The 25574-nt window shown below is 72.7% G+C and carries 24 protein-coding genes and 2 pseudogenes; 13 read left to right on the forward strand and 13 right to left on the reverse strand.

The window, feature by feature from the left end; translation table 11 throughout:
- The first annotated feature begins 12 nt into the window (after positions 1–12).
- Positions 13–645 carry a DedA family protein gene (locus ACQEVU_RS06465; protein WP_433334822.1) on the forward strand — a complete coding sequence of 211 codons (633 nt, stop codon included), beginning with the start codon at positions 13–15 and terminating at the stop codon, positions 643–645.
- Here ACQEVU_RS06465 and ACQEVU_RS06470 read toward each other — a convergent pair.
- Positions 574–915: pseudogene (locus ACQEVU_RS06470) on the reverse strand (PASTA domain-containing protein); the annotation flags it as partial. The gene ACQEVU_RS06465 and the pseudogene ACQEVU_RS06470 sit on opposite strands and share 72 nt — an antisense overlap.
- A gap of 15 nt (positions 916–930) precedes the next feature.
- Here ACQEVU_RS06470 and steA point away from each other — a divergent pair.
- From steA to ACQEVU_RS06500, 6 genes and pseudogenes are all read left to right on the forward strand, one after another.
- Positions 931–2103 carry a putative cytokinetic ring protein SteA gene (steA, locus tag ACQEVU_RS06475; protein WP_433321615.1) on the forward strand — a complete coding sequence of 391 codons (1173 nt, stop codon included), beginning with the start codon at positions 931–933 and terminating at the stop codon, positions 2101–2103.
- A 15-nt stretch (positions 2104–2118) separates the two neighbouring features.
- Positions 2119–3066 (forward strand): copper transporter, encoded by a 948-nt coding sequence (locus ACQEVU_RS06480; RefSeq protein ID WP_433321616.1) that lies wholly within the window; start codon positions 2119–2121, stop codon positions 3064–3066.
- Positions 3056–3877 (forward strand): annotated as a pseudogene (locus tag ACQEVU_RS06485) (hypothetical protein); the annotation flags it as partial. The gene ACQEVU_RS06480 and the pseudogene ACQEVU_RS06485, both read left to right, overlap by 11 nt.
- 356 nt (positions 3878–4233) lie before the next feature.
- Positions 4234–5799 (forward strand): murein biosynthesis integral membrane protein MurJ, encoded by a 1566-nt coding sequence (murJ, locus tag ACQEVU_RS06490; RefSeq protein WP_433321617.1) that lies wholly within the window; start codon positions 4234–4236, stop codon positions 5797–5799.
- Positions 5800–6894: a glycosyltransferase family 4 protein gene (locus ACQEVU_RS06495; protein ID WP_433321618.1), complete on the forward strand. Its 1095-nt coding sequence runs from the start codon at positions 5800–5802 to the stop codon at positions 6892–6894. It abuts the gene before it with no gap.
- Positions 6894–9023: a hypothetical protein gene (locus ACQEVU_RS06500; RefSeq protein ID WP_433321619.1), complete on the forward strand. Its 2130-nt coding sequence runs from the start codon at positions 6894–6896 to the stop codon at positions 9021–9023. The genes ACQEVU_RS06495 and ACQEVU_RS06500 overlap by 1 nt, the downstream gene beginning before the upstream one ends.
- A gap of 163 nt (positions 9024–9186) precedes the next feature.
- Here the strand turns inward: ACQEVU_RS06500 and paaI are convergent, their stop codons facing one another.
- The 6 genes from paaI to arfB all read right to left on the reverse strand — a co-directional run bounded on the left by paaI (position 9187) and on the right by arfB (position 13915).
- A complete protein-coding gene (gene paaI / locus ACQEVU_RS06505) occupies positions 9187–9567 on the reverse strand; it encodes a hydroxyphenylacetyl-CoA thioesterase PaaI (RefSeq protein WP_433334824.1) in 381 nt (126 codons plus the stop codon).
- A 35-nt stretch (positions 9568–9602) separates the two neighbouring features.
- Positions 9603–10190 (reverse strand): NUDIX domain-containing protein, encoded by a 588-nt coding sequence (locus ACQEVU_RS06510; RefSeq protein WP_433321620.1) that lies wholly within the window; start codon positions 10188–10190, stop codon positions 9603–9605.
- 85 nt (positions 10191–10275) lie between these two features.
- Positions 10276–11982: a CTP synthase gene (locus ACQEVU_RS06515; RefSeq protein WP_433321621.1), complete on the reverse strand. Its 1707-nt coding sequence runs from the start codon at positions 11980–11982 to the stop codon at positions 10276–10278.
- A gap of 107 nt (positions 11983–12089) precedes the next feature.
- Positions 12090–12758 (reverse strand): epimerase, encoded by a 669-nt coding sequence (locus tag ACQEVU_RS06520; protein WP_433321622.1) that lies wholly within the window; start codon positions 12756–12758, stop codon positions 12090–12092.
- Between the two features lie 5 nt (positions 12759–12763).
- The gene (locus ACQEVU_RS06525) at positions 12764–13462 is read right to left on the reverse strand and encodes a hypothetical protein (RefSeq protein WP_433321623.1); all 699 of its coding nucleotides are present in this window, start codon (positions 13460–13462) and stop codon (positions 12764–12766) included.
- A 27-nt stretch (positions 13463–13489) separates the two neighbouring features.
- Positions 13490–13915, reverse strand: a complete 426-nt coding sequence (gene arfB, locus ACQEVU_RS06530; RefSeq protein WP_433321624.1) for an alternative ribosome rescue aminoacyl-tRNA hydrolase ArfB — start codon at positions 13913–13915, stop codon at positions 13490–13492.
- Between the two features lie 89 nt (positions 13916–14004).
- Between arfB and ACQEVU_RS06535 the strand changes: the two genes are divergently transcribed.
- Positions 14005–14412, forward strand: a complete 408-nt coding sequence (locus ACQEVU_RS06535; RefSeq protein ID WP_433321625.1) for an ATP-binding protein — start codon at positions 14005–14007, stop codon at positions 14410–14412.
- Between the two features lie 10 nt (positions 14413–14422).
- The gene (locus ACQEVU_RS06540; protein WP_433321626.1) at positions 14423–14992 is read left to right on the forward strand and encodes a GNAT family N-acetyltransferase; all 570 of its coding nucleotides are present in this window, start codon (positions 14423–14425) and stop codon (positions 14990–14992) included.
- Here ACQEVU_RS06540 and ACQEVU_RS06545 read toward each other — a convergent pair.
- Both ACQEVU_RS06545 and ACQEVU_RS06550 read right to left on the reverse strand, forming a co-directional pair.
- On the reverse strand, positions 14971–15342 hold the full coding sequence (locus tag ACQEVU_RS06545) for a YchJ family protein (protein WP_433321627.1): 372 nt from the start codon (positions 15340–15342) through the stop codon (positions 14971–14973). The two genes, ACQEVU_RS06540 and ACQEVU_RS06545, sit on opposite strands and share 22 nt — an antisense overlap.
- 85 nt (positions 15343–15427) lie before the next feature.
- Positions 15428–16132, reverse strand: a complete 705-nt coding sequence (locus tag ACQEVU_RS06550) for an RICIN domain-containing protein (protein WP_433321628.1) — start codon at positions 16130–16132, stop codon at positions 15428–15430.
- Between the two features lie 154 nt (positions 16133–16286).
- Between ACQEVU_RS06550 and ald the strand changes: the two genes are divergently transcribed.
- The 3 genes from ald (at position 16287) to ACQEVU_RS06565 (ending at position 19350) form a co-directional block, all read left to right on the forward strand.
- Entirely contained in the window at positions 16287–17402 is a 1116-nt protein-coding gene (gene ald, locus ACQEVU_RS06555; protein WP_433321629.1) for an alanine dehydrogenase, read from the forward strand.
- Between the two features lie 6 nt (positions 17403–17408).
- Positions 17409–18377, forward strand: coding sequence for a site-specific tyrosine recombinase XerD (locus ACQEVU_RS06560; protein WP_433321630.1), 969 nt, complete (start codon positions 17409–17411; stop codon positions 18375–18377).
- Positions 18378–18780: 403 nt separating this feature from the next.
- The gene (locus ACQEVU_RS06565) at positions 18781–19350 is read left to right on the forward strand and encodes a TetR family transcriptional regulator (RefSeq protein WP_433321631.1); all 570 of its coding nucleotides are present in this window, start codon (positions 18781–18783) and stop codon (positions 19348–19350) included.
- A 234-nt stretch (positions 19351–19584) separates the two neighbouring features.
- Here the strand turns inward: ACQEVU_RS06565 and ACQEVU_RS06570 are convergent, their stop codons facing one another.
- The 4 genes from ACQEVU_RS06570 to ACQEVU_RS06585 form a co-directional block, all read right to left on the reverse strand.
- On the reverse strand, positions 19585–20397 hold the full coding sequence (locus ACQEVU_RS06570; RefSeq protein ID WP_433321632.1) for a pseudouridine synthase: 813 nt from the start codon (positions 20395–20397) through the stop codon (positions 19585–19587).
- A complete protein-coding gene (gene scpB / locus ACQEVU_RS06575) occupies positions 20384–21349 on the reverse strand; it encodes an SMC-Scp complex subunit ScpB (RefSeq protein WP_433334826.1) in 966 nt (321 codons plus the stop codon). Before scpB ends, ACQEVU_RS06570 begins: the two co-directional genes overlap by 14 nt.
- 311 nt (positions 21350–21660) lie before the next feature.
- A complete protein-coding gene (locus ACQEVU_RS06580) occupies positions 21661–22809 on the reverse strand; it encodes a segregation and condensation protein A (RefSeq protein WP_433334828.1) in 1149 nt (382 codons plus the stop codon).
- 180 nt (positions 22810–22989) lie between these two features.
- Positions 22990–23925, reverse strand: a complete 936-nt coding sequence (locus tag ACQEVU_RS06585; protein WP_350621314.1) for a ParA family protein — start codon at positions 23923–23925, stop codon at positions 22990–22992.
- Between the two features lie 164 nt (positions 23926–24089).
- Here ACQEVU_RS06585 and ACQEVU_RS06590 point away from each other — a divergent pair, with 164 nt between their 5' ends.
- The gene (locus tag ACQEVU_RS06590) at positions 24090–25403 is read left to right on the forward strand and encodes a serine/threonine-protein kinase (protein ID WP_433321633.1); all 1314 of its coding nucleotides are present in this window, start codon (positions 24090–24092) and stop codon (positions 25401–25403) included.
- Positions 25404–25574: the final 171 nt, after the last annotated feature.

The following is a 25574-nucleotide window of genomic DNA, read 5'->3' on the forward strand; positions in this document are numbered from 1 at the left end:
CTGGACGCGATCGTGCCGCTTTCGCCCAGCGAGTCGACCCTGATCGCCGTTTCCGTGCTGGCCGGGAGCACCGGGGAGCCGTTCATCGTCCTGGTGATGGCCGCGGCCGCGGCGGGGGCGTTCTGCGGGGACGTGTTGTCGTACCGGATCGGGGTGCGCGCGGGGGCCGGGGTGCTGCGGCGGCTGCAGGGCAAGACGCGCGGGCTCGCCGCCTACCACTGGGCGCGGCGGACGCTGGACACGCGCGGGGGACAGGTGCTCATCTTCGCGCGGTACCTCCCCGGCGGGCGCTCGGCCTCGGCGCTCGCCGCCGGGGTGGTCGGGTACCCGGCGGGGCGCTTTCAGGCCTGGACGGCGCTCGGGGTCAGCCTCTGGGCGTCGATGGTGGGGCTGATCGGGTACCTCTGCGGCATGTACTTCGAGGGTGAGCTGTGGAAGGCGCTGCTGCTCGCCTACGTGGGGGCCGGGGCGCTGCTGTTCGCGGCCGAGGTCGGGCGGCGGTTCTCAGCGCCGGCCGACCAGGAGGTTGACCCGCGTGCCCACGGGGGCGACCGTCGTGGCCAGGGTGGACTGCTCGAGGACGATCATGGGGCCGGCCGGGCCGACCTCGCGGATCACTCCGAGCTCGAGTCCGGCAGCGCGTAGGGCGGCGGTCGCCTCGGCCGGGGTCTGTCCGGCGAGGTTCGGCACGCGGGTCAGGCGGATCGACGATAATGTTTCCATCAGGCGACTCCTCACGATGGAACTCCGTGCTGACCTGAGGCGGCGACCCGCGTCGTAAATACGCTCGCTGAGTGTCGGGTGCGCGACAGCACGTGTAAGGCCATCGGGGTGACCGCCGTCACGCCGAAACGTGAAATAGGGCGTTCCACCTGGTGGTGGACATGTCGCGCACAGCTTTCGGCGTCCGTCCATGCCAGGATGGTTGTGATGCGACTTCCAACCTTGCGCCGCACCCGGCCCGCCGAGCCGGGTGTCATCGCTGGCGTCGTGCGGCTCGATCGGCGGACGAAGCGCCTCGTGGGGCGGCTGCGGCCGGGGGACATCGCGGTCATCGACCACGTGGACCTCGACCGGGTGGCGGCCGACTCGCTGGCCGCATCGGGCGTGGCGGCGGTGCTCAACGCGAAGCCGTCGGTGTCCGGGCGGTATCCCAACCTTGGGCCGGAGGGCCTGGTCAAGGCCGGCATCCCGCTCGTCGACGACCTGGGCGAGGAACTGTTCGACCGGCTGCGCGAGGGTGACTCGGTCCGCATCGAGGGCGACACCGTCTGGGTCGGCGAGGAGGCCGTGGCCAAGGGCGTCCGGCAGGACGCCGACTCCGTGGCCGAGGCCATGGCCGACGCCCGCGAGGGGCTGTCGGTGCAGCTCGAGGCGTTCGCGGCCAACACGATGGAGTACCTCAAGCAGGAGCGTGGCCTGCTGCTCGACGGCGTCGGCGTGCCCGAGGTGCAGACGCAGATCGCCGGGCGGCACTGCCTGATCGTGGTGCGCGGCTACGACTACAAGGCCGACATCGACGTGCTGCGGCCCTACATCCGGGAGTACAAGCCGGTCCTCATCGGCGTCGACGGCGGGGCCGACGCGCTGGTCGAGGCCGGATACACCCCGGACATGATCATCGGCGACATGGACTCCGTCAGCGACGACGTGCTGCGCTGCGGTGCCGAGATCGTCGTGCACGCCTACCCGGACGGGCGAGCGCCGGGGCTGGCCCGCGTGCAGCGGCTCGGCGTCGAGGCGATCACCTTCCCGGCCGCGGCGACCAGCGAGGACATCGCGATGCTGCTGGCCGACGAGAAGGGCGCGTCGCTCCTGGTGGCCGTCGGCACCCACAACACGCTGATCGAGTTCCTCGACAAGGGCCGGGGCGGCATGGCCTCGACGTTCCTGACCCGGCTCAAGCTCGGCGGCAAGCTCGTCGACGCCAAGGGGGTCAGTAGGCTGTACCGGCAGAGCCTGTCGGGGTCGTCGCTGATCCTGCTGCTCGCCTCGGCGATCGCCGCGATGGCCGCCGCGCTCGCGGTCACCACGATCGGCCGGGCCTACCTCAGCGTCATCGCCGAGTGGTGGGACAACCTGATCTTCACGCTGTTTTCGTAGAAGGCCGTCTTTGCTGTGATCAACTTCCGGTACCACGTCGTGTCGCTGGCTGCCGTCTTCCTGGCGCTGGCCATCGGCCTGGTCGTGGGGACCGCGGCGGCGAACGGGCCGCTCGCCGAGAACCTCAACGACCAGGTCACCAAGATCACCGACGAGAAGCAGCAGCTGCGCGACGACCTCGAGCAGTCCCGGGCCGAGCTGAAGAAGAACGCGGACTTCGCCACCGAGGTGGCGCCGATGCTGCTGACCAACCGGCTGCCCGGCAAGAACGTGCTGCTCATCAAGCTCGACGGCAGCGACAGCAGCGACGTGAACACCGCCACCGACGGGATCGCGACCATGCTCGGTACCGCCGGTGCGAAGGTCGTCGGGACCATCACCGTGAAGGAGAAGTTCACGGCCGCGGCCAGCAGCGCGATGCTGCTCGAGCTGGCCGAGTCCTCCGCCCCGCTCGGCGTGAAGGGCGCCCTGCCCAACCAGGCCAACGGCGTGGACACCACGGCCGCGCTGCTCGCCGCGGTGCTGGTCGGCAAGTCCGGCACGCCGCAGGTCGAGGGCACCCGCACGGTGCTCACCGCCTACGAGTCCGGCGGGTTCATCGGCGTCGACGGGGACTTCAAGACGCCCGCCGAGGCGGTCGTCATCGTCGCCGGGGCGCCCGCGACCGGCAAGGACGCCAAGGATCGCAACACCGCCGCGCTCACCCTGGCCAGCCGCTTCGATCTGGCCGGGCGCGTCGTGGTGGCCGGGCTCTCGGCCAACGGCCTGGTCTCGTCGGTCCGCGGCGACGCCTCCATCGCCAAGTCCATCTCCACGGTCGACAACGCCGTGACCGCCTACGGGCAGGTGGCGGCCGTCATGGCCCTCGTCGAGCGGCTCGGCGGCAAGACCGGCCACTACGGCATCGGCGATGGGGCGAGCAGCCTGCTGCCGAAGACGGCGAGCGTGACCAATGGCTCGTAGCCGCCTGCTGCGCTTCGTCACCGGCGCGCTGGCCGGCCCGGTCGCCGGCGGGGTGGCGCGCGCCGCCGTGCGCGCGCTGAACGACAGCCCGGCGCTGGAGCGCACCAACTTCCGCGGCCGCCGCGTCTCGCTCGCCGGCGGGCCCGCGCTCGCCCTCGGCGCGACCGCCGGGGCCGTCGTGCACCGGCCCGAGCACGCCGCCGCGACCGTCGTCGCCGGCCTGGGCTCGGGGGCCGTCGGGCTCTACGACGACCTCGTCGGCGGCCGCCCCGAGCACGCCGCCAAGGGCTTCCGCGGCCACCTCGGCGCGCTGCGCCAGGGCCGGGTGACCAGCGGCCTGGTGAAGATCGCCGGGGTCGGCGCGGCCGGGCTGGTCGCCGCATCGCTGCTGCCGCGGCGGCGCCCCGCCGGTAAGCGCCGGCGCGGCCGCGAGGCGGTCGACGTGCTGCTCGGGGCCGGCGTGATCGCCGGCTCGGCCAACCTGTTCAACCTCCTGGACCTGCGCCCGGGCCGCGCGCTCAAGGCCGGTCTCGCCGTCGGTACGCCGCTGGGCGCCTCCGGCCCGATCGGCGCCGCGAGCGCGCTGCTGCCGGCCGACCTCGGCGAGGAGATCATGCTCGGCGACGCCGGGGCCAACGCGCTGGGCGCCCTGCTCGGCACCGCGTACACGGCCCGCACCGGCACGTTCGGCCGCCTGGCCGCGCTGGCCGGGATCGTGGCGCTGACCGCGGCGAGCGAGAGGGTGAGCTTCACCCGGGTGATCGAGGACCACCCGCTGCTGAACCGCCTGGACCAGTGGGGGCGCCGCGCCGCGGACACTCCGGACGTAGACGATAAATCGGAAATGTCGGAAATGTCCGCGGAGGGTGGAGGCGCCGCGAAGCCGCGGGGCGAAACCTGGGCTGACGAGTCGGGCGCCGTTGGGTCGCCGCCCGAGGGCGGCGGTGAGTCGCCGGGCGGGCTCGGCACCGTTGGGTCGCCGGCCGAGGGTGGCGGTGAGTCGCCGGGCGGGCCCGGCACCGTGGGGTCGCCGGCCGAGGGTGGCGGTGAGTCGCCGGGCGGGCCCGGCGCCGTCGGGTCGCCAGGCGAGCGGGGCGGCGTCGACGCGGCGCAGCAAGGGCCGGACGAGCAGTCGCGGGCGCGTAAACCGTCGCCGTATCCGCGCGGGTGACGAAGAGCAGACTCTTCGGGGCGGCGGCACTCGTCGCGGGGCTCACCATTCTGAGCCGAATTGCCGGATTTGCCCGCATCATGGTGTTCAACTCGACCGTGGGGGCGACCGGGCTCGGGAGTGCCTACCAGGCCGCCAACACGGTGCCGAACATCATCTTCGAGCTTGTGGCCGGGGGCGCGCTCGCCAGTCTTGTCGTACCGCTGCTGGCCGGGAAACAGCGCGAGGACGTCGGGCGGATCGTCGGCGCGCTGCTCACCTGGGTGGTCCTCATCCTCACCCCCGTCGCCCTGCTCGTCGCCCTCTTCGCCCATCCGCTCGTCTCGCTGCTCACCAGCGGCAAGCCGGCCCCGGTCATCGACGCGGGGGCCGGCATGCTGCGGGTGTTCGCGCCGCAGCTGCCGCTCTACGGGGTGGGGATCGTGCTGACGGGGACGCTGCAGACGTACCGGCGCTTCGCGTGGCCCGTCATCGCGCCGCTGCTGTCCAGCCTCACCGTCATGGGCGTGTACGTCCTGTTCGGGGTCCTGGCCGGGAACGGGGCCGCGCTCGAGAGCGTCTCCGACCGGACCCTGCTCGTGCTCTCCGGCGGGACCACGCTCGCCGTCGCCGTGCTGTCGCTGTGCCTGGTCGCGCCGGTCAGCGGGCTCAAGTTGCGCGTCAGGCCGACGACGAAGCTCGACGTGCACGCGATCGCGACGCTCAAGCCGCTCGCCGTCGCCGGGATCGTCACCGTGGGGACGCAGCAGCTCGTGCTCGGCCTGGCCATCCGGCTCGTCAGCTACGCGCCCGGCGACGGGGTCATCGTCACCTACTCGCTCGCGCAGACGATGTTCCTGCTGCCCTGGGCGGTGCTGGCCGTGCCGCTGGCCACCACCGCGTACCCGGCGCTCGCCGAGCGGGGGGCGGCCCGGGACCGGGCGGGGTTCGCGGCCGCGCTCGCGCCGTCCGTGCGGTCCGTCGTGCTGCTGAGCTGCCTCGGGGCCGCCGGGCTCATCGTGCTCGCGCGGCCCGTCGCCGTGCTGCTCGCCGCCGCCTCGTCGCGGCCACCGGACGTGCACCAGCTGGCCGCCGGCATGGTGTGGTTCGCGCCGGGGCTACTCGGGTACGGGCTCTTCGCTCTGCTGTCGCGGGCGCTCTACGCCGGCGGCAACGCCTATCCGGCGGCGGTTGCGACCGCGGTCGGGTGGACGGCGGCCGCCGGCGCCGCGCTGGGGCTCGCCGTCACCCTGCCCGTCGGCGACCGGGTGGCCGCGGTCGCGGCCGCGAACTCGGTCGGCATGCTCGTGCTGGGGGCGGCGCTGCTGGCGGCCGTCGGGCGGCGGGCCGGGCGCGAGGCGTTGAGCGGCACCTGGCGTACGGCATCCGTCTCGGTGTTGTCCGCGGCGGCGGCCGTGTGCGTGGGGCTGCTCGTGCGGTCGCAGCTGGCAACCCCGGGTGTCTGGGGGGCCTTCGCGCAAGGCATGCTGTGCGGAGTCGTGGTGGCGGCGGTGTACCTCGCGGGAGTGGCGGTCGGGGACCGGCCGACCCTGAGAAGACTCATCGGGAAAGGGGACGGGTAAGTGGGCGCCCGCATCGCGTTGGTCCTGGCGTCGAGCACGGGCGGCATCGGCCGGCACGTCGGCATGCTCGCCGAGGGCCTCGTCGCCCGCGGCCACGAGGTCAGCGTGCACGGGCCGGCGGCCACCGGGGAGCAGTTCGGGTTCGCCGCCAAGGGCGCGCGGTTCGTGCCCGTCGAGATCCCGGCCAGCCCGCAGCCCGGCGACGTGCTCGCCGTGCGGGCGCTGCGGCGCTCGGTCCGCGGCGCCGACGTGATCCACGCCCACAGCCTGCGGGCCGGGCTCGTCGCGGCCCTCGCCCGCCCGGCCGGCACCCCGCTCGTCGTCACCTGGCACAACCTCGTCCTGGCCAACGGGCTGCGGGCCCGGCTGTACCACCCGCTCGAGCGGCGGGTCGCCCGCGCCGCCGACGTGACCCTCGCCGTCTCCGGCGACCTCGCCGACCGCGCCCGGGAGCTCGGCGCCCGCGACGTGCGGCTGGCCAAGGTGCCGGCGCCCGTGCCGCGGCCGGTCGGGCGCGACCGCGACGCGGTGCGCGAGGAGCTCGGCGCCGAGGCCGGGCAGCCGCTGGTCCTCGCCGTCGGGCGGCTGCACCCGCAGAAGGGCTTCGAGACGCTCGTCTCCGCCGCCGCCCGGTGGCGCGACCGGGAGCCCGAGCCGTTCGTGGCGATCGCCGGTAGCGGGCCGTCGTACATGTCGCTGGCCCAGCGGATCTCCGTCGAGCACGCGCCGGTGCACCTGCTCGGCTACCGCGACGACGTGCCCGACCTGCTCGCCGCGGCCGACCTCGTCGTGGCGACCAGCGTGTGGGAGGGCCAGCCGCTGTTCGTCCAGGAGACTCTGGCCGCCGGTGTACCGCTGGTGTCGACCGCCGTCGGCGGAGTACCCGACGTCGTCGGGGACGCGGCCCGGCTCGTCGCCCCGCACGACGTCGACGCCGTGGACGACGCCGTCGTGGCCCTGCTGGACGACCCGGCCGCCCGCGCGGAGCTGGGCCGGCAGGGGCGGGTGCGCTCGGCCACCTGGCCGACCGAGGCCGACGCCATTGACCAGGTCGAGGCGGTGTACGCGCAGCTGCGCGGCCGCGGGGAGGGCTGATGCGGCACTGGCTGCATCGGTTCTCGCCGGCCCTCGCCGCGCTGCTCGCCGGGCTCCTCGGCCTCGTCGCGCTCATCCCGCAGCCGGCCGCCGCGCCGGCCGCCCCGACCGCCGACTACGTCCTGCTCGTCGGCGTCGCCGGGCTGCGCTGGGACGACATCAACGCCGCCGACACGCCGGCCATGTGGCAGATGGCCCAGGGCGGCGCGATCGGCGCCCTGTCGGTGCGCTCCGCCCGCCGGATCACCTGCGCCGGCGACGGGTGGCTCACGCTGGGTTCGGGGAACTTCGCGGTGTACACCCCGGGCGCCGTCACGCCCGTGTGCCCCGACCTCGCCGTGCCCATCACCGAAGGCCAGTCCGGGGCGTCGCTGCCCGACCAGGGCGACCTCGTCGCCCGCAACCGCGCCCTGCACTGGGGCGCCCAGCCCGGCGCGCTCGCCGAGGGCGTGCGCTGCGCCACCGCCATCGGGCCCGGCGCCGCGCTCGCCGCCGCCCGCCCCTACGGCCGCATCGACGTGTACTCCGAGACCCTCGACGACAGCCTGCTCTCCGCCTGCGCGCTGACGCTTGTCGACCTGGGCGAGATCGCCGGCGACGACCCCGTCTCCCGGGCCGCCGACGCCCGCCGCGCCGACGCCGCCCTCGCCTCGATCCTCGCCGCGCGGCCCCCGCGCTCCGTCGTCGTCCTCGCCGGCCTGTCCGACCTCGACTCGACCAGCCGGCTGCACGTGGCGATCGCGCAGGGCCCCGGGTACACCGGCGGCTGGCTCACGTCCCCGTCGACCTCGCGGCCCGGCTACGTCCAGGTCGTCGACCTCGCCCCGACCGCCCTGGCCGCGCTGGACCGGCCCGTGCCGGGCAAGCTCTTCGCCGGCGGCGCCGCCTCGGCCACCAACAGCGGCCGCCCGGCCGACGTCACCGCCGCCGTCAGCCGCCTCGCCGACGCCGACCGCGAGGCCACCGTCCAGCGGCGGGTCGGCACCAACTTCTTCACCACCCTCGTCGTCGTCGAGCTGCTGCTGTTCGTCCTGTGCGTGCCGCTGCTGCGCCGGGCCCGGCGCCCGCCCGGTCCGCTCACCCACCGGCCCGTGCCGCGGCCGATCGTGCGCGCCGCCGAGGTGCTGCTCATCGCCGCGTCCCTGGCCGTGCCGGCCGCGCTCGTCGCCGACCTGCTGCCGTGGTGGCGGTGGACGCGGCCCGGGCTCGGCTTCGGGGGCGTGACCCTCGGGGTGCTGTTCGTGGCCACGTTCCTCATCGCGTACGCCACCCGCCGCAGCCGCGCCATCGCGCCCCTCGGCGGTGTGGCCGCGATCGCCGCCCTGGCCGTCGCGTTCGACGTGCTCACCGGGTCGCGGCTGCAGCTCAACGGCGTCGCCGGCTACTCCACCGTCGGCGGCGGCCGCTACGCCGGCGTCGGCGTCATCGGCCTCGGCCTGCTCGTCACCGGCGCGCTGCTCGGCGGGGCGGCGCTCGCCCAGCGCTTCGAGCGGCGGTGGCGCCCGTTCGTGGTGTCCGTCATCGGCGCCGTCGGCATGGTCGTGATCGGCAGCCCTTACCTCGGCGCCGACGCCTCCGGCGCGGTCGCCCTCACCGCCGGCGTGTGCATCGCGGCGGCGATGGCGGTCGGCGGCTGGCTCACCGTCACCCGGCTGCTGTGGGCGGGCGGGGCCGCGCTGTTCGTCATGGCCGGGTTTGCCGTGCTCGACCTGTTCCGCCCCGAGGAGCAGCGCAGCAGCGTCGGCCGGCTGCTCGTGCGCACCCAGGACGGCACCGCCGGGTTCATCGCGCGGCGCATCGGCGAGGCCAACGTCGTGACCACGGTGACGAGCCCGCTCACGGTGCTCGTCCTGGGCGCCCTGGTGTACACCACCTTCGTGCTCATCCGCGACTGGGGCGGCGCCCGGCGGCTGCTGAGCGTGTTCCCGCCGGTCCGCGGCGCGGTGTCCGGCCTCGTCGTCGCCGGGCTGCTCGCCGGTGTCATCGAGGGCGTGTCGTTCAACGTCCTCGGCGCCGCCGTCGCCACCGCGCTGCCCCTGGTCGTGCTGTCCTGCCTGCGCGTGCTCGACCACGCCGACGACCGCAGCCAGCCCGCACCGCGCGTCCCCGAGGCCGAGCTGACCAGCTGAGCCCCGCAACGCCGCTCACCGCCGGGCCCGCGGCGACGGCCGGGAAGTCGCGTGCGCGGGCCGGGCGCCTCATCGTCGGGCGCCGGCCACCGCGGGGCGCGGATGCGGGACTCCGGTTGGGCCCCCTCCCTCATGGAGCCGCGCCGCCGCAATGTTGCGCGGCCTACAGGATCGGGGTGTCCAGGGTGCGGGAGCGGCCGCGGAACTCGGCCAGGACGGTGCCGTCGGCGCGGGTCACGGTGACGTCGTAGAGGCCCGACCGGCCGCGGCGGGACCGCTCCACCGCGGTCGCGGTCAGCTCGTCGCCGGCCCGGGCCGGCTCGAGGAAGCTCACGTCGGCGCCGGCGGCCACCGTCACGCGGTCGTAGGTGTTGCAGGCGAACGCGAACGCGGTGTCGGCGAGCAGGAAGACGTAGCCGCCGTGGCCGATGGCGTGGCCGTTGAGCATCGACGGGGCCACGGTCATCGTCGCCGTGGCCCGGCCCGGTGCGACGCCGTCGATGACGATGCCCAGGGCCCGGGAGGCGGTGTCGGCCGCGTACATCGCGGCCGCACACGCCTCGGCCAGGTGCTGAGGGGTCACGCCGCGTCGGTGGCGGGGCGCAGGCTCTTCCAGTCGCGGGCCCTCGACTGGGCCGCGGCCAGCACGCCGATGACGCAGGCGGCGTTGGTGATCTCGCCGGCCAGGGCCATCGTGACCGCGTCGTCGAGGTCGATCCAGTGCAGCTCGATGTCGGCCTCCTCGTGCGTGCGCTCGTGGCGCTCGCCGTCGGGGACCGGGCCGATCTCGCGGGCCAGGAAGAGGCGGATCTTCTCGTTGGAGCAGCCGGGGCTGGTGTGGACCTCGGCGAGCAGGTCCCACCGGGCGGCGACCAGGTCGGCCTCCTCGGCGAGCTCGCGGGCGGCGGCGTCGACGAGGGGCTCGCCGGGCACGTCGATGAGGCCGGCCGGCAGCTCCCACAGGACCTGGCGGACCGCCGGGCGGTACTGCCGCACGAGCGCGACCCGCTCCTGCGCGTCGAGGGCCACCACGCCGACGGCGCCGATGTGGACCATGTAGTCACGGTCGACGACGTCGCCGCCGGGCATCTCGATCGCATCGGTGACGATCGAGAACACCCGGTTGCGCAGCCGCTCGGTATGCGAGCGGACCTCGTAATTGCTCACGCCGCCACCTCCTCTTCGCTCCGGCGACGGCGCGAGTCAACGCTGTGCATATGGTTCGCGGCTCCTCCGCTGCGCTCCGGACCGCTCATGCGTCGACCGTCTCCAGCTCGACGGGCAGGCGGTCGGCGGCGTTGTAGGCGACCGCGGCGCCGACGAACGCGGCGAAGAGCGGGTGGGCGCGGGTCGGGCGGCTCTTGAGCTCCGGGTGCGCCTGGGTGGCCACGAAGAACGGGTGCTGCTCGCGGTCGAGCTCGACGAACTCGACCAGGCGGCCGTCGGGCGACGTGCCGGAGATGCGCAGGCCGGCCTGCTGCATCGCGTCGCGGTACGCGTTGTTGACCTCGTAGCGGTGCCGGTGGCGCTCGGAGACCTCGGTCTCGCCGTAGGCCTCGGCGGTCAGCGTGCCCGGCGTGAGCGAGGCCGGGTAGGCGCCCAGCCGCATCGTGCCGCCGAGGTCGCCCTTGCCGGCGACGATGTCCTGCTGGTCGGCCATCGTGGAGATGACCGGGTCCGGCGTCTCCGCGTCGAACTCGAGGGAGTTGGCGCCGGCGATGCCGCCGACGTGGCGCAGCACCTCGATCGTCATGCACTGCAGGCCCAGGCACAGGCCGAGGGTCGGGATGCCGCGCTCGCGGGTGTACTGCGACGCGCCGATCTTGCCCTCGATGCCCCGCACGCCGAAGCCGCCGGGGATGATCACGCCGTCGACGCCGGCGAGTGCCTGGGCCGCCCCGGACGGGGTGGTGCAGGCGTCGCTGGGCACCCAGCGGATCTCGACCCGGGCGCGGTGGGCGAACCCGGCGGCGCGCACGGCCTCGGTGACCGACAGGTAGGCGTCGGGCAGGTCGACGTACTTGCCGACGATCGCGACGGTGACCGTCTGCCGCGGGTGGTGGACCCGGTCGAGCAGGTCGTCCCACTTCTTCCACGCGACGTCGCGGAACGACAGGCCCAGGCGGCGCACGACGTAGGCGTCGAGGCCCTCCTCGTGCAGCACGCGCGGGATGTCGTAGATCGACGGGGCGTCGGGGGCGGAGACGACGGCCTCGGAGTCGACGTCGCAGTACAGGGCGAGCTTGTGCTTGGTCTTGTCCGGGATCTCCCGGTCGGAGCGGCAGACCAGCGCGTCGGGCTGGATGCCGATGCTGCGCAGCGCGGCCACCGAGTGCTGGGTCGGCTTCGTCTTGAGCTCGCCGCTCGGGGCCAGGTAGGGCACGAGCGAGACGTGCAGGAAGAAGCAGTTGTCGCGGCCGATGTCGTGGCGGACCTGCCGGATCGCCTCGAGGAACGGCAGCGACTCGATGTCGCCGACGGTCCCGCCGACCTCGGTGATGACCACGTCGGGGGCGACGCCGTCGGCGTCCGGGGCCGACATCGCCCGGATGCGGGCCTTGATCTCGTTGGTGACGTGCGGGATGACCTGGACGGTGTCGCCGAGATACTCGCCGCGCCGCTCCTTGGCGATGACGGCCGAGTAGATCTGGCCGGTCGTCACGTTGGCGTTGCGGGACAGGTCCTGGTCGAGGAACCGCTCGTAGTGGCCGATGTCGAGGTCGGTCTCGGCCCCGTCTTCGGTGACGAACACCTCGCCGTGCTGGAACGGGTTCATCGTCCCGGGGTCCACGTTGAGGTAGGGGTCGAGCTTCTGCATGACGACCTTGAGCCCGCGCGCGCTCAACAGGCTGCCCAGGCTCGAGCCGGTCAGGCCCTTGCCGAGTGAGGAGGCGACGCCCCCGGTGACGAAGATGTGCTTAGCCTGCCGGCTGGCACCGGTCCGTGCTGATGAGGACAAAGCCTGCTCCCGTGGGGTCCGTCACGCTGCCGAGTCAGCGATCCACGGGAGTCCAGCCTAACACCAGGTAAACGGCGGTGCAGAAGACGCACCGGGCGTCACACACGTCACAGGTCGCGCGTACCCGGCTCCCGCGCGGCCGCGATGTCCCGGGAAGCCCAGACGCGCCGCTCGGGGCGGGTGCGGGCGACGATCAGCATGGCCCGGCCGAGCTGGGACGTGCTGGTGGCGAAGCCGGGGGCGAAGCGCACCAGCAGGGCCGACAGCGGGGTCAGGGCGGCGTAGATGATCCGGAAGAGGCGGACCTTGGAGCGGGCGCCGTGCTCGGGGCGGATGAAGCCGGGGCGGAACGCGTACGCCCTCAGGTCGAGGGCGGCGACGTCGTCCTCGGTCCGGCCCTTGACCCGGGCCCACATCTGGCGGCCGTTCGTGTCGGTGCCCGCGCCGGACACGTAGACGAAGACCATGCCGGGGCTCTGCTCGGCCATCCGCCGGGCCGCGGCCATGGTGAAGTCGTAGGTGACGCGGCGGTACGCGGCCTCGTCCATGCCCACCGAGGAAACGCCCAGGCAGAAGAAGCAGGCGTCGTACCCGGAGAAGTCGACGGCCGTGAAGTCGGTGAAGTCGTCGTGGGTGACCTCGCGCAGCTTCGGGTGGCGCACGCCCGTCGGCGCGCGGGTCACGACCAGCACCTCGTCGACGTCGGCGGCCAGCAGGCACTCGCGCAGGACCCCATGGCCGACCATGCCGGTCGCGCCGAACACGATGACCTTCATGGTGTTCATGATGCCCGGATCGCGCTCAGCGTGGCGTTCTGCAGGGTCGTGTACAGATCGGAGTCGGTGAAGTTCGGCCCGGTCTCCTCGCCGATGTACACGTCGACGTGCTTGTCGCCGCCGAGGCCCGGCGTGAACTCGTCGACGATCGTCCAGGTCGGGGACTTGAGCTTCGTGCACACCTCCGCGGTGACCTCGGCGGTGCCGCAGCGCACGATGGTGAACCGGGATCCGGCCCTGAGCGCGGACGCGTCGGCGGCGGCCGAGACCCAGGGGCGCAGCGGGCGGCCCGCGGTGTCGCGGGGCGCGGTGTCCATCCAGTAGCCGGTGTCGTACGACCAGTTGAGGTAGCGGCCGTCGGCGGTGCGCCCGGTGCCCTCGTCCTTGACGGCCTTGACGAACGAGGCCGGGAAGCTGCCGAGGCGCTGCTGGTTGCGGTGTTTGTCGCAGTCGATGGTCGGGCAGCCGGTGACCTCGGTCGCGTTGCCGTTGTGCAGGCGCTCGACCGCCGTGTAGTAGACGGTGACCTCCCAGCCGGCCAGCTCGACCGGCCGGCCCGAGACCTGGGGCACGGGGGTCTGCGACGGCTCGCCCGGGTACGCGCCGGTCTCGGGCGGATGGCCGGGGGTCTCACTGGCCAGCGTCACCGGGTGCTCGGTGTGGGCGCAGGCCCCCAGCAGGAGAACTGCGAGCAGTGGGAGCACCCGGAGTACCATATGTGCATTTTGCTCTTATTCTTCGGGCTTGCGGCGCTGTTGCTTGCGCAAGGCCGTGCGGCGCTTCGACTCCAGGCGGCGCTCGACCGCACCCTTCGAGGGTTTTGTGCGTTTACGCGGCCGGGGCGGCGGGGCGATCGCGGCCGCGATGGTCGCGGCCAGGCGCTCCTCGGCGGCGCGGCGGTTCTGCAGCTGCGAGCGCTGCTCGGCGGCCACGATCGACAGCACCCCGTCGACGAGCCGGCCGGCCAGCCGCTGCAGCGCCCGATCCTTGAGCGGCTCGGGCAGCGCGGCCGTGCCGGCCAGGTCGAAGCGCAGCTCGACCCGCGAGTCGGTGGTGTTCACCGACTGCCCGCCCGGCCCGCCGGAGCGGCTGAAGCGCCACATCAGCTCCGCCCGGGGCAGGGCGATGTCGTCGGTCACCCGCAGGTCGTCATCCACCCGCTCAGCATGCGTGGCCCGGAATGCATCTTGCACCGTGGGGGTGACTTCGCGACGGCGCGGCCGCGGCACGGAGTACTCTCAGCGCCGTGGCTGAAGCCGCTCAGACGACGGCGCTGCTGCTCGAGGAGTTCGGCGTCGCGCAGATCACGCCGGTGCGGCACGCCGTGAGCCGGCTCGCCGGCGCGGCCGGACTGGTCGGGCAGCGGCTGGAGGACTTCGTCCTGGCCGTCAACGAGATCGTCACCAACGCCGTCCGGCACGCCGGCGGCGGCGGCACACTGCGCCTGTGGCTGGCCGGCGGCATGCTGATCTGCGAGGTCACCGACCGCGGCGACGGCATACCGCGCGAGCGGCTGGGCGGCGCCGCGCTGCCGCCCAGCCACGCGGTCAGCGGGCGCGGGCTGTGGCTGGCCCGCCACCTCGTCGACGACGTCGCCGTGAGCACCGGGCAGGACGGAACAATTGTGCGGCTGAGCAGCGCCCTCAGGGTCTAGCATTCGGCGCGTGCTGCGACCCGACTACCCGATCCGCACCGAGCGGCTCACGCTGCGCCCCTTCGCCGCCGGCGACCTCGACGACCTGCACGCGCTCACCGGGGATCCGCAGGTCGTGCGGTACCTCTACTGGGAGGTCCACACGCCGGAGGAGACCCGCGAGGCCCTGGCCCGGCGCATGGGCCAGGACGCCCTCACCGAGGAGGGCCAGTGGCTCGTGCTGGCGATGGACCTCGACGGGCGGGTGATCGGCCAGGTCGTGCTGAAGTGGGCCAGCCGGGTGCACCGCCAGGGCGAGCTCGGGTTCGTGCTCAACCCGGCGTTCCACGGCCGCGGCTACGCCCGCGAGGCCGCCGAGGCGATGCTGCGGCTGGCCTTCGAGGGCCTCGGCCTGCACCGCGTCTACGGCGCCTGCGACACCCGCAACGAGGGCTCCTGGCGGCTCCTCGAGCGGCTCGGGATGCGCCGCGAGGCCCACTTCGTCGAGGACGAGCTGTTCAAGGGCGAGTTCGGCGACCAGTACATCTACGCCGTCCTCGCCCGCGAGTGGCGCGCCCGTCAGGCGATCTCGTCCAGGTAGCGCCAGGCCCCGTCGACCTTCACGAAGCGGCTGCGGTCGTGCATCGCGCCCGGCCGCCCGTCGGCGACGTAGCGGGCCCGGAACTCCACGATGCCCTCGGTGTCGAACAGCCCGCCGCCCTCGCGGGCCATGATCGTGAGCCCCTGCCAGTCCTGGTTGGCCTCCAGCGTGAGCGCCCGCGGCCGGGTCTTCTCGTGCCAGGTGCGCAGCAGGAAGGCGCGGTCGCCGAGCACGTACGCGCTGTAGCGGGCCCGCATGAGCAGCTCGGCGCTCGGCGGCTCGGCGCCGCGGTGGTACCGGCCGCAGCAGGCGTCGTACGGCTCGCCGAGGCCACACGGGCAGGTGTTCATGTGTGCATTGTTCCCGATGGCCGCGGGGCGACACCCCGCGGCCCGTTTGCACGCGGCGCCGCGCTTCTGATCCTCGTTCGTGCGCCTAGCCCAGCTGCTGGAACTGCCAGCGCTGGTTGGTCGAGCCGTCGCAGTCCCACTGGCGGGCCACCGCGCCCGGCGCCGGATTGCCGGAGTCGATGCCGATGCAGCGGCCGCTGTTGAGGCTCACGAACCGGTAGCCGTCGCCGTCGCGGACCATCTTCCACAGCTGGTTGGCCCCGCCGTGGCAGTCCCACAGCACGATCTGCGCGCCGTTGTCCTTCGAGGCGCCGTTGACGTCCATGCACCGGTTGTCGGCGGCGTTGACGAATTCGAAGGTGTCCTGCGTGTTGTTCATCGCCCTGGGTACCCACAACATCGTGGCATTGTTGGCATCGCAGGGCTGCTGCGAGGCGTTGCCGCCGTTGCCGGCGTTGGCCTGCATGCACAGGCCGGAGTGGTCGGGGCGCATCAGCGTCGGCTTCGCGGCCAGGATCGCCTGCTTCGCCGGCGTGGGCGACGGGGTCGGCGACGGCGGGGGAGGGGCCGAGGACTGGGCGGCCGACGGCGGCGCCGCCGACGGCACGTCGACGGACTGCTCCTGCCGCTGGGCGTTGCTGGAGCCCTTCGGCGAGCCGGACGTGAACGCCTGGAAGCCGAAGATGACGCCGAGAATGACCGCCAGAACCGTGAAGCCGATCGCCCCGAGCAGCACCTTGTCGGGCTTCGGCGCGGGGGGCGTGGGGCGGGGCCCGCCGTAGACGGTCATGGCCGCACAGCATAGATCAGCCCTGCGGGCGACACTGTGTCAATCTGCCCCTGCAGGAGTTCACACTGTGCAGCCCGCAGCGGGTGTACATCGGACATAAACTCCCGCTTATGCACACAGCGTAACGGTGCGCTGAGTGGAGAGGGGTCCCAACGTGAAGGTCGCAATTCCGCGCGAGGTCAAGAACCACGAGTACCGCGTGGCGATCACGCCCGCCGGCGTCCACGAGTTCGTCGCGACCGGGCACGAGGTCTTCGTGCAGGCCGGCGCCGGCGAGGGATCGTCGATCACCGACCAGGAGTACCGCGAGGCCGGCGCCGTCATCCTGCCGACCGCGGACGACGTCTGGGCCGAGGGCGACCTGGTGCTGAAGGTCAAGGAGCCGATCGCCGAGGAGTACCCGCGGATGCGCCCCGGCCAGGTCCTCTTCACCTACCTGCACCTGGCCGCGTCCCGCGAGTGCACGCAGGCCCTCGTCGACCGCCAGGTCACCGGCATCGCCTACGAGACCGTCGAGCTGCCCGACCGGTCGCTGCCGCTGCTCGCACCCATGTCGGAGGTCGCCGGGCGGCTGGCGCCGCAGGTCGGGGCGTACCACCTCATGCGCGCCGGCGGCGGCCGCGGCGTCCTGCTGGGCGGCGTCTCCGGCGTGTACGCGGCCAAGGTCGTCGTCATCGGCGCCGGCGTCTCGGGCCTCAACGCGGCCGCGATCGCGCTGGGCATGCAGGGCGAGGTGCTGCTGCTGGACAAGAACATCTCCCGCCTGCGCGGCGCCGACGCCATCTACCAGGGGCACCTGCAGACGATCGCGTCGAACGGGTACGAGATCGAGCGCGCCGTCCTCGACGCCGACCTGGTCATCGGCGCGGTCCTGGTCCCCGGCGCCAAGGCCCCGAAGCTCATCAGCAACGACCTGGTCAAGCGCATGAAGCCCGGCAGCGTGCTGGTCGACATCTCCATCGACCAGGGCGGCTGCTTCGAGGACTCCCGCCCGACCACGCACGACGACCCGACGTACAAGGTCCACGACTCGATCTTCTACTGCGTCGCCAACATGCCCGGCGCGGTGCCGCACACCAGCACCTACGCGCTGACCAACGTCACCCTGCCGTACGCCCTGGAGTTGGCCAACCGCGGCTGGCGCGAGGCCCTGCGCCGCGACCCCGCGCTGGCGCTCGGCCTGAACACCCACGACGGCCACGTCACCTACGGCCCGGTCGCCGACGCGCACGGCATGAGCCACGTTGCCCTGGGCGACGTCCTGGCATAGAACACCATGGTGGATGTCGGCGGTGCGGATGCGGGCGCTCGTTTGCGCCGCGCCGTCGACACGTACCTCGACCACCTGACCGTCGAGCGCGCGCTGGCCGCGAACACGCTCGCCTCCTACCGCCGCGACCTCTCGCGATACGTCGACTGGCTCGTCGTCTCCGGCGTCACCGACCTGTCGGCCGTCTCCGCCCGGGACATCGCCGCCCACGTCGCCGCTCTGCGCTCGCCCGACGGCGACGTGCCGCCCCTGTCGGCCTCCTCGGCCGCCCGGGCCGCGAGCGCCGTGCGCGGCCTGCACCGCTTCGCCCTGCTCGAGGGCCTGGCCCCCACCGACCCGTCGCGCGAGGTCAAGCCGCCGTCGCTGCCCAAGCGGCTGCCCAAGGCCCTCGACGTCGACCAGGTCGGTCGGCTGCTCGCGGTGCCGGCCCAGTCCGCGGCCGGCCCGCTGGAGCTGCGCGATGCCGCGCTGCTGGAGTTCCTCTACGGGACCGGCGCCCGGATCTCCGAGGCCGTCGGGATCGCCGTGGACGACCTCGACCTCGACGCCCGGCCGGGGATGGCGGTGCTGCGCGGCAAGGGCGGCAAGACGCGCCTCGTGCCGATGGGCAGCTACGCGCGGTCGTCCCTGGACTCGTACCTGGTGCGGGCCCGCCCGGCCCTGGCCGCCAACGGCACGGGCGTCCCGAATGTGTTCCTGAACGCGCGCGGCGGGCCGTTGTCGCGTCAGAGCGCCTGGACGATTCTGCGCAAGGCCGCTCAACGCGCGGGCCTACCGGTCGACGGGCCGGCGGGCGTGTCTCCGCACACGCTGCGGCACTCCTTCGCCACGCATCTGCTGGACGGCGGGGCGGACATCCGGGTTGTGCAGGAGTTGCTGGGGCACGCCTCGGTGACGACGACGCAGGTGTACACGCTGGTGACCGTCGACCGCCTCCGTGAGGTGTACGCCACGGCTCATCCCCGGGCTCGCTAGCCTGCGTTTCCAGCTGTCGGGGGAGCGTCCGCTCCACCCTGCGCCAGCGCGCTCGTACGGCGAGGTCTGCGGCAAGCGGCTCAGCGACCAGGCGGAACGTGGCAGCCCCAGGCAGTTGGCCCGGGCGTCGTGGCGGTCGCGGAGGGTGACCACGTCCGGCACCCCGGCGGTGGGAAGCCGCACGACCCGAACGACGTGAATGGCCTGCGCCGGCGCCGCTGCTGCCGGTCTCATCGATGCGGGGTCGTTCGTTGCAATCGAGCCGACGGCTGTCCCCTGGCGGGTTCCCGGCTGCGTGGAGCCGATGGCTGGCCGTTCCCGGGCTGGCAGTCGTTCTTGGTGGGTTTTCCCGGTTATTCGTCGTTCTTGGCCGGTCAACGGTCGTTGGCCTACAGTTGTTGACGTGACCGACGCCCCGAGACGCTCCGACGCCAGCCGCGCCGCCATCCTCCGGGCCGCCCGCATCCGGTTCTCCCGGGACGGCTACCAGCGGGCCACGATCCGGGCGATCGCCGCGGACGCCGAGATCGACCCGTCGATGGTGATGCGGTATTTCGGCAACAAGGAGCGCTTGTTCGCCGCGGCCGTCGACATCGACCTGCGCCTGCCCGACGTCGCCGGCCTGCCGGCCGAGGGCCTGGGCGCCGCCCTGGTGCGCCACTTCCTCCACCGCTGGGAGGAGGACCCGACCGCGGACGCGCTGCTGACGCTGCTGCGCTCGGCGGCGACGGACGAGACGGCCGCCGAGCGCGTACGCGGCATCTTCCGCGACCAGATCCTGCCCATCGTCCGGCGGGTGGCCGGCGACGAGCATGAGGCCGGCGAGCGGGCCGGCCTGCTTGCCACCCAGATGCTCGGTCTGGCGATGTGTCGCCACATCCTGCGGCTGCCGCCGGTTGCCGCGATGCCGGCCGAGACCGTCGTCGAGCGGATCGGCCCGACGGTGCAGCGCTATCTGACCGGCACCTCATGATCACCGCTGGGGAATTATCGAATTACGGATTGCGGTAATCCAATAATCGATAATCCCCCCGGCGCCGCGGCCTGCTCGCCGCCGTTGCCAGCGGCCTTGAGCGGGGGAAGCCTCTGGCGCCGCGGCCTGCTCGCCGTCGTTTGTCTGCGGCCTTGAGCGGGGGAGTCCCTGGCGCGGCGGGCTGCTCGCCGCCGTTTGCCAGCGGCCTTTGCACAAGGCGTCCCCGGTCGTGGGCTACTCGCCGACGGCCTTGAACAAGGCGCCCACCTCGGCCTGGGAGAGGTGACGAGTCCGGCCCGGCCGCAGGTCGCCCAGCCGGATCGGGCCGATCTGCGTGCGGATCAGGCGCTGCACCGGGAACCCCACCTTGTCGAACATGCGCCGCACGATGTGGTTGCGCCCCTCGTGGAGCACGACCTCGACGAGGGCGACCTTCCCGTACGCGTCCACGACCCGGAACGAGTCCACCTTCACCGGCCCGTCCTCGAGCGTGACGCCGGCCTTGAGCTCCCGGCCCATCGCGCGCGGCACCGGGCCGGGGATCTCGACCTGGTAGGTCTTCGCCACCTCGTACGACGGGTGCATCAGCTTGTGCGCCAGCCCGCCGTCGTTGGTGAGCAGCAGCAGGCCCTCGCTGTCCTGGTCGAGCCGGCCGACGTGGAACACGCGCTCGTTGATGTTCGGCAGGAAGTCCGCGATCGCGTCGCGGCCCTTCTCGTCGTCCATCGTCGAGACCACGCCGCGCGGCTTGTTCAGCGCGAGGTACACGAGCCGCGAGTCCGTCACGAGCCGCTGCCCGTCGACGTGGATGGCGTCACGCACGGCGTCGGCCTTGTCGCCGAGCGTGGCCTCCTTGCCGTTGACGGTGACACGCCCCTCGTCGATCATGCGCTCACAGGTGCGCCGCGACCCGAGCCCCGCGGCGGCCAGGATCTTCTGCAGCCGCTCCTCGCGGCGCGGCGGCTCGGCATCCGGCGGCGAGTCGAAGGCGGACCCTTCGAAATCGGGCACGGACTCGGACTCAACGGACGGGTCAACGCTGGGCATCGGCGATCTCATCTATGTCGTCGGGCAGGAACGGGGCGAGCGGCGGCAGCTGGTCGACGCTGTCGAGCCCGAGCTTCTCGAGGAACAACGTGGTCGTCCGGTACAGGAACGCGCCGCTTTCGGGCTCACTCCCGGTCTCCTCGATCAGACCCCGAGTAACCAGCGTACGGACCACACCGTCACAGTTCACACCGCGGATGGCCGAGATGCGCGACCGCGTGACCGGCTGCTTATAGGCAATTACAGCAAGTGTCTCCAGCGCCGCCTGCGTGAGCCGGATCTGCTGCCCGTCGAGCACGAACTTCTCGACGTACGCCGCGTATTCGGGCCGGGTGTAGAGCCGCCACCCCCCGGCCACGCGCCGAAGATCAAACCCAAAGCCCAATTGGCTGTACTGCACGGAAGCCGCCTCCAGCGCCGCCAGCACCCGATCGACGGGCTGCTCCAGCACCTGCGCCAGCGTCACTTCGCTGGTCGGCTCGTCGACGACCAGCAGAATGGCCTCAACCGCACCGCGAAGCTCACTGTCGGTCATCTCCGGCCGCACGTTCTCGGCGGCCGGTTCCTGGTTACCGACCGTGTCGCCCCCAACACCGGGCAGCGTCTGCACCACAACCTGCTCGCCCCCGGCCGCCGACTGATCGTCAGCGTCCGGCACCGCTTCGGGTCGCGGCTGCTCGTCGGCGGCCTCCGCCATGCCGGGAGCGTCGTCGTCCGAAACGTCCCTCGCGGTCGCCTCTTCGTCGGGAGCTTCCTCCGCGGCGGCGGGCTCCGGCTCATCGGTCGCTAGATCGGTGTCGGGCTCGTCGGCGGGCTGCTCGGTGACGATCGCCTCTTCGTCGGGAGCTTCCTCCGCGGCGGCCGGCTCATCGGTCGCCAGATCGGCGTCGGGCTCGTCAGTGGCCTGCTCCGCGACCGGCTGCTCCTCGGTGCCGGGTTCGTCCGCTGCCAGCTGCTTCTCCGCGACTTCCTGCTCTTCCGCGCTTGGTTCAAGGTCCGCGGTCGGCTGCTCTTCCGCGGCCGGCTCTTCCACGATCGGGTGGTCGTCGGTGGCCGGTTCCTCCGCGACCGCGTGGTCGTCGGCGGATTCCTCGGCGGGCGGGTCCTCCGGCGGCGTTGCGGCGGCGGGCTCTTCGTCGGAGTCGGACTGCCACTGCAGGTCGGGGAAGGACTGGGGCTGCGGCTCCGGCTTCGGGCGGGCCCACGGTGGAATCCAGTTCGCGGCCTGGTCGGCGAGCGACCCCGCTGGCTTGTCGTCCTGGTTCACTCGTCCACCTCGTTGTCCGCGTTCACCGCGTCGATCGCAGCATTCCCATCCCTCGACGGCTGAGAAGCATCCAATGCATCCGGAGAATCCGCCAGGTCCGGATCCGGCGGGGAATCCGGATCGAGGTCGCCGTCGGGGGCCGAGGCTGTCTCCGCGCTCGCTTCCAACTCTGCCTCGGCGGCCGCGTCCGGCTCCAGGCCATCTGCCTCGGCAGGATCAAGGGACGACTCGGCAGGATCAAGGGACGACTGCGAGGCGCCGGCCGAATCCGCGTCGAGAGCCTCGTCCGGGGGAGTGGTGCCGTCCGAAGGGGGAGGCGCATCCGCGGGGGCGGGGCGGCCGTCGTACTCCTCGACGTCGATGTTCACGTCCGCGTCGTCGGCGGCCGTCCAGCGGACCACGAGCTCGCCGAGGGCCTGGACCTGTTCGAAGCTGACGAGGTTTTCGCGGTACAGCTCGAGCAGGGCCAGGAAGCGGGCAACCACCTCCAGCGTCGACTCGCAGTCGTTGCACAGGTCCGTGAAGGTCGCCACCCGCAGGCGCATCAGGCGGTCCTTCATGATGTTCGCGTGCTCGCGCACGCTCACCCGCACCTGGTGGATGTGCGCGATCGACACGACCGGCGGCACCTTCGGGGTGAAGGCCTTCAGCGCGAGTTTCAGCAGCCGCTGCGGGCCGACGCCGAGCACCAGGTCCGGCAGCGCCTCGGCGAAGCGGGGTTCGAGCGTGACCGAGCGCGGGTACCGCCGCGAGCCCACCGCCTCCAGGCCGGCGATGTGGGCCGCGGCCTCCTTGAACGCCTTGTACTGCAACAGCCGCGCGAACAGCAGGTCCCGCGCCTCGAGCAGCGCCAGGTCCTCCTCGTTCTCGACCGTCGCCGACGGCAGCAGGCGCGCGGCCTTGAGGTCGAGCAGGGTCGCCGCGACGACCAGGAACTCCGATGCCTCGTCGAGGTCCCAGTCGTCGCCCATCGCGCGGATGTACGCGATGAAGTCGTCCGTGACCGTGTGCAGCGCCACCTCGGTGACATCGAGCTTGTGCTTGCCGATGAGCTGCAGCAGCAGGTCGAACGGGCCGGTGAAGTTGGCCAGCTTGACCTGGAACCCCGAGGCTGCCGGCGCCGCGGCCTCGGTCAGGGCCGCCAGCTCGTCGGGCTTTTCGGGCGAGGCGGCGATGTCCGAAGTACCGGACAAATCTGCAGCGACCGGCGACTCGGCGGCGTCCGGAAGCGGCCCGCCGGCGGCAGCGGCCGGTGGGGACACGGAGGCCGACGACAGAACCGGCTCAGTCACGCGAAGAACCTAGCGCACGAACAGCGAAAACCCTTAAAGCCGCCGCTCGGCCTGCTGGGCGATGACCTCGCGGGCGAGCTGCCGGTAGTTGCGCGCGCCCGACGAGGCCGGGTCGAGCGTGGTGATGGGCGCGCCGGCGACCGTCGACTCCGGGAACTTCACCGTCTTGGTGATGACGGTCTGGTACACCTTGTCCCCGAACGCCTCCACGACCCGCTGCAGCACCTGGCGGCAGTGGGTGGTGCGGCTGTCGTACATCGTCGCGAGGATGCCCTCGAGCTCCAGATCGAAGTTGAGCCGCTCGCGCACCTTGTCGATCGTGTCGAGCAGCAGCGCGACGCCACGAAGTGAGAAAAACTCACATTCCAGCGGGATCATCACGCCGTGCGCCACGGTCAGCGCGTTGATCGCCAGCAGGCCCAGCGAGGGCTGGCAGTCGATCAGGATGAAGTCGTACTCCTTGAGCACCGGGCGCAGCACCCGCGCCAGGGCCATCTCGCGCGCGACCTCGGTGACGAGCTGGATCTCCGCCGCCGACAGGTCGATGTTGGCCGGCAGCAGGTGCAGGCCGGCGATGTCCGTCTTGATGCGGATGTCCTCGACCGTTACGTCCGAGTCCATCAGGATGTTGTAAATCGTGAGATCGAGGTTGTGGGGGTTGACGCCGAGGCCGACCGAGAGGGCGCCCTGCGGGTCGAAGTCGACGAGCAGCACCCGCCGCCCGTACTCCGCCAGCGCCGCCCCCAGGTTGATGGTCGACGTCGTCTTTCCGACGCCACCCTTCTGGTTGGCCATGGCGATGATCCGGGCCGGGCCGTGCCGGTCCATCGGCATCGGCTCGGGGATCGGCTTGCGCATCGTGTACGCGGTCGGGTCCGCCGGCCCGAGCTCCGCACCGAGGTCAAGCGAGGCCTGCTCGGCGCGCATCGTGGTGGTCCACGACTCCGCCTGGTCGCCCATGCCTGTCATCGCTGTCTTCGCCCCTCCCGGCGGCTTTCGTCTCCACCCGGGACCGCACCGTCGTCGGCCTGAAAGGGGGAAGCGGGTCAGCCGTTGCCCGACTGTACGTCACTGCAGGGTACATATCGCACTGCGCGCCCGGCGTGTCGCGCGCCGGATCGTTGGGTACGGTCATGCACGTGTTGGGACCAGGGGACGTTCTCGGCGACCGGTACCGCCTCGATGAGTTCGTCGCCAGCGGCGGCATGGGGCAGGTGTTCCGCGCCACCGACAAGACGCTCGGCCGCACCGTCGCCGTCAAGGTGCTGCTGCCCGGCCACGTCAGCAACGTCGAGTTCGGCCGCCGGTTCCGCTCCGAGGCGCGCCTCATGGCGTCGATCGGCCACCCCGGCGTCGTCGGGGTGTATGACTACGGCGAGACCCCCGAGGGCACGTTGTTCCTGGTCATGGCCTACGTCGACGGCCGGCCGCTGGGCGAGCTGATCGCCGCCGAGGGCACCCTGTCGGTCGAGGAGACGCTGGCCATCGTCGCCCAGGCCGCCGACGCGCTGCACGCCGCCCACGAGAAGGGCATCATCCACCGCGACGTCAAGCCCGGGAACCTCCTCGTCGGCGAGGGCGGCGCGGTGACGCTCGTCGACTTCGGCGTCGCCCGCTCGGAGTCCGTGACGTCCGTCACGAAGGTCAATGCCGTCATCGGCACGGCCCTGTACATGTCACCCGAACAGGCGTCCGGCGACCCGATCTCCCCGTCGGCGGACATCTATGCGCTCGGCGTCGTGGCGTACCACTGCCTCACCGGCGCCCCGCCCTTCAACGGCAACTCGCCGCTCGAGATCGCCATCAAGCACCTGCAGGACGAGCCCCCGCCGCTGCCCGAGGACCTGCCGGCCGCCACGCGCGCGCTGGTGGAACGGGCCATGGCCAAAGACCCGGAAGAACGCTTTCCGACCGCCGCCGCCATGGCCGCCGCGGCCCGTAGCGCCGCCGACCCGACCCAGGAAGATGATTCGGTACCCGCAGTGGTCGGAGCGGTACCGGCAGTAACCTCGGCGCGACCTTTCCGCGACGACCCCGACGACGACCCCGAGTTGCCGCCCGGTCGCCCGCTGTGGGTGCCGATCGCCGCCAGCGTGGCCGTCGTCGCGCTGGCCACCGGCGTCATCCTGGCCGTGGTCGCCCTGACCCGGCAGGTCATCCACCCGCCCGACTCCGACAGCCAGCCGCCGCCCGCGGTGACCGCCTCGCCTTCGGTGAAGGCCCCGGAGGTCCCGGCGGAGACGCACACGTCGACCCGCACGGCGCCGCCGAGTTCGACCTCGGCGGCGCCGAGCGCGTCCGCGTCGTCGGAGGCTCCGGGCAACCCGCCGCCGTCGTCGCAGCCCCCGCCGACCACGGGCCAGCCCACTCCCGACCCGACGACGCAGGGCCCGACCCAGCCCCCGACGTCGGTGGAGGCCACGGTCAAGGGCGGCACCGTCGGCTGACCGCGCCACCCGTGCGATCGTCGCCGGGACCGCGCCACCCGTGCGATCGTCGCCGGGCCGGGCGTGCCCGGACGTGATCGACAGTGGCGACTTCAACACGCCGCGTAATCCGAATCGGACTTCCCGCAGGGCCGTCGCGCGATTGCGTTCGGTATTGACGTCGACGCACTC

It is taken from the genome of Dactylosporangium sp. CA-139066, from assembly GCF_050936175.1.
Classification (GTDB): Bacteria; Actinomycetota; Actinomycetes; order Mycobacteriales; family Micromonosporaceae; genus Dactylosporangium.

What these genes read in the sequence shown, in the direction of transcription:
- ACQEVU_RS06520 (WP_433321622.1), bottom strand. Translation starts at nt 12,758, where the DNA reads ATGAAGGTCATCGTGTTCGGCGCGACCGGCATGGTCGGCCATGGGGTC.
- ACQEVU_RS06590 (WP_433321633.1), top strand. Translation starts at nt 24,090, where the DNA reads ATGCACGTGTTGGGACCAGGGGACGTTCTCGGCGACCGGTACCGCCTC.
- ACQEVU_RS06500 (WP_433321619.1), top strand. Translation starts at nt 6,894, where the DNA reads ATGCGGCACTGGCTGCATCGGTTCTCGCCGGCCCTCGCCGCGCTGCTC.
- ACQEVU_RS06585 (WP_350621314.1), bottom strand. Translation starts at nt 23,925, where the DNA reads ATGACAGGCATGGGCGACCAGGCGGAGTCGTGGACCACCACGATGCGC.
- paaI (WP_433334824.1), bottom strand. Translation starts at nt 9,567, where the DNA reads ATGTACGCGGCCGACACCGCCTCCCGGGCCCTGGGCATCGTCATCGAC.
- steA (WP_433321615.1), top strand. Translation starts at nt 931, where the DNA reads ATGCGACTTCCAACCTTGCGCCGCACCCGGCCCGCCGAGCCGGGTGTC.
- ACQEVU_RS06570 (WP_433321632.1), bottom strand. Translation starts at nt 20,397, where the DNA reads ATGCCCAGCGTTGACCCGTCCGTTGAGTCCGAGTCCGTGCCCGATTTC.
- ACQEVU_RS06545 (WP_433321627.1), bottom strand. Translation starts at nt 15,342, where the DNA reads ATGAACACCTGCCCGTGTGGCCTCGGCGAGCCGTACGACGCCTGCTGC.
- ACQEVU_RS06550 (WP_433321628.1), bottom strand. Translation starts at nt 16,132, where the DNA reads ATGACCGTCTACGGCGGGCCCCGCCCCACGCCCCCCGCGCCGAAGCCC.
- ACQEVU_RS06560 (WP_433321630.1), top strand. Translation starts at nt 17,409, where the DNA reads ATGGTGGATGTCGGCGGTGCGGATGCGGGCGCTCGTTTGCGCCGCGCC.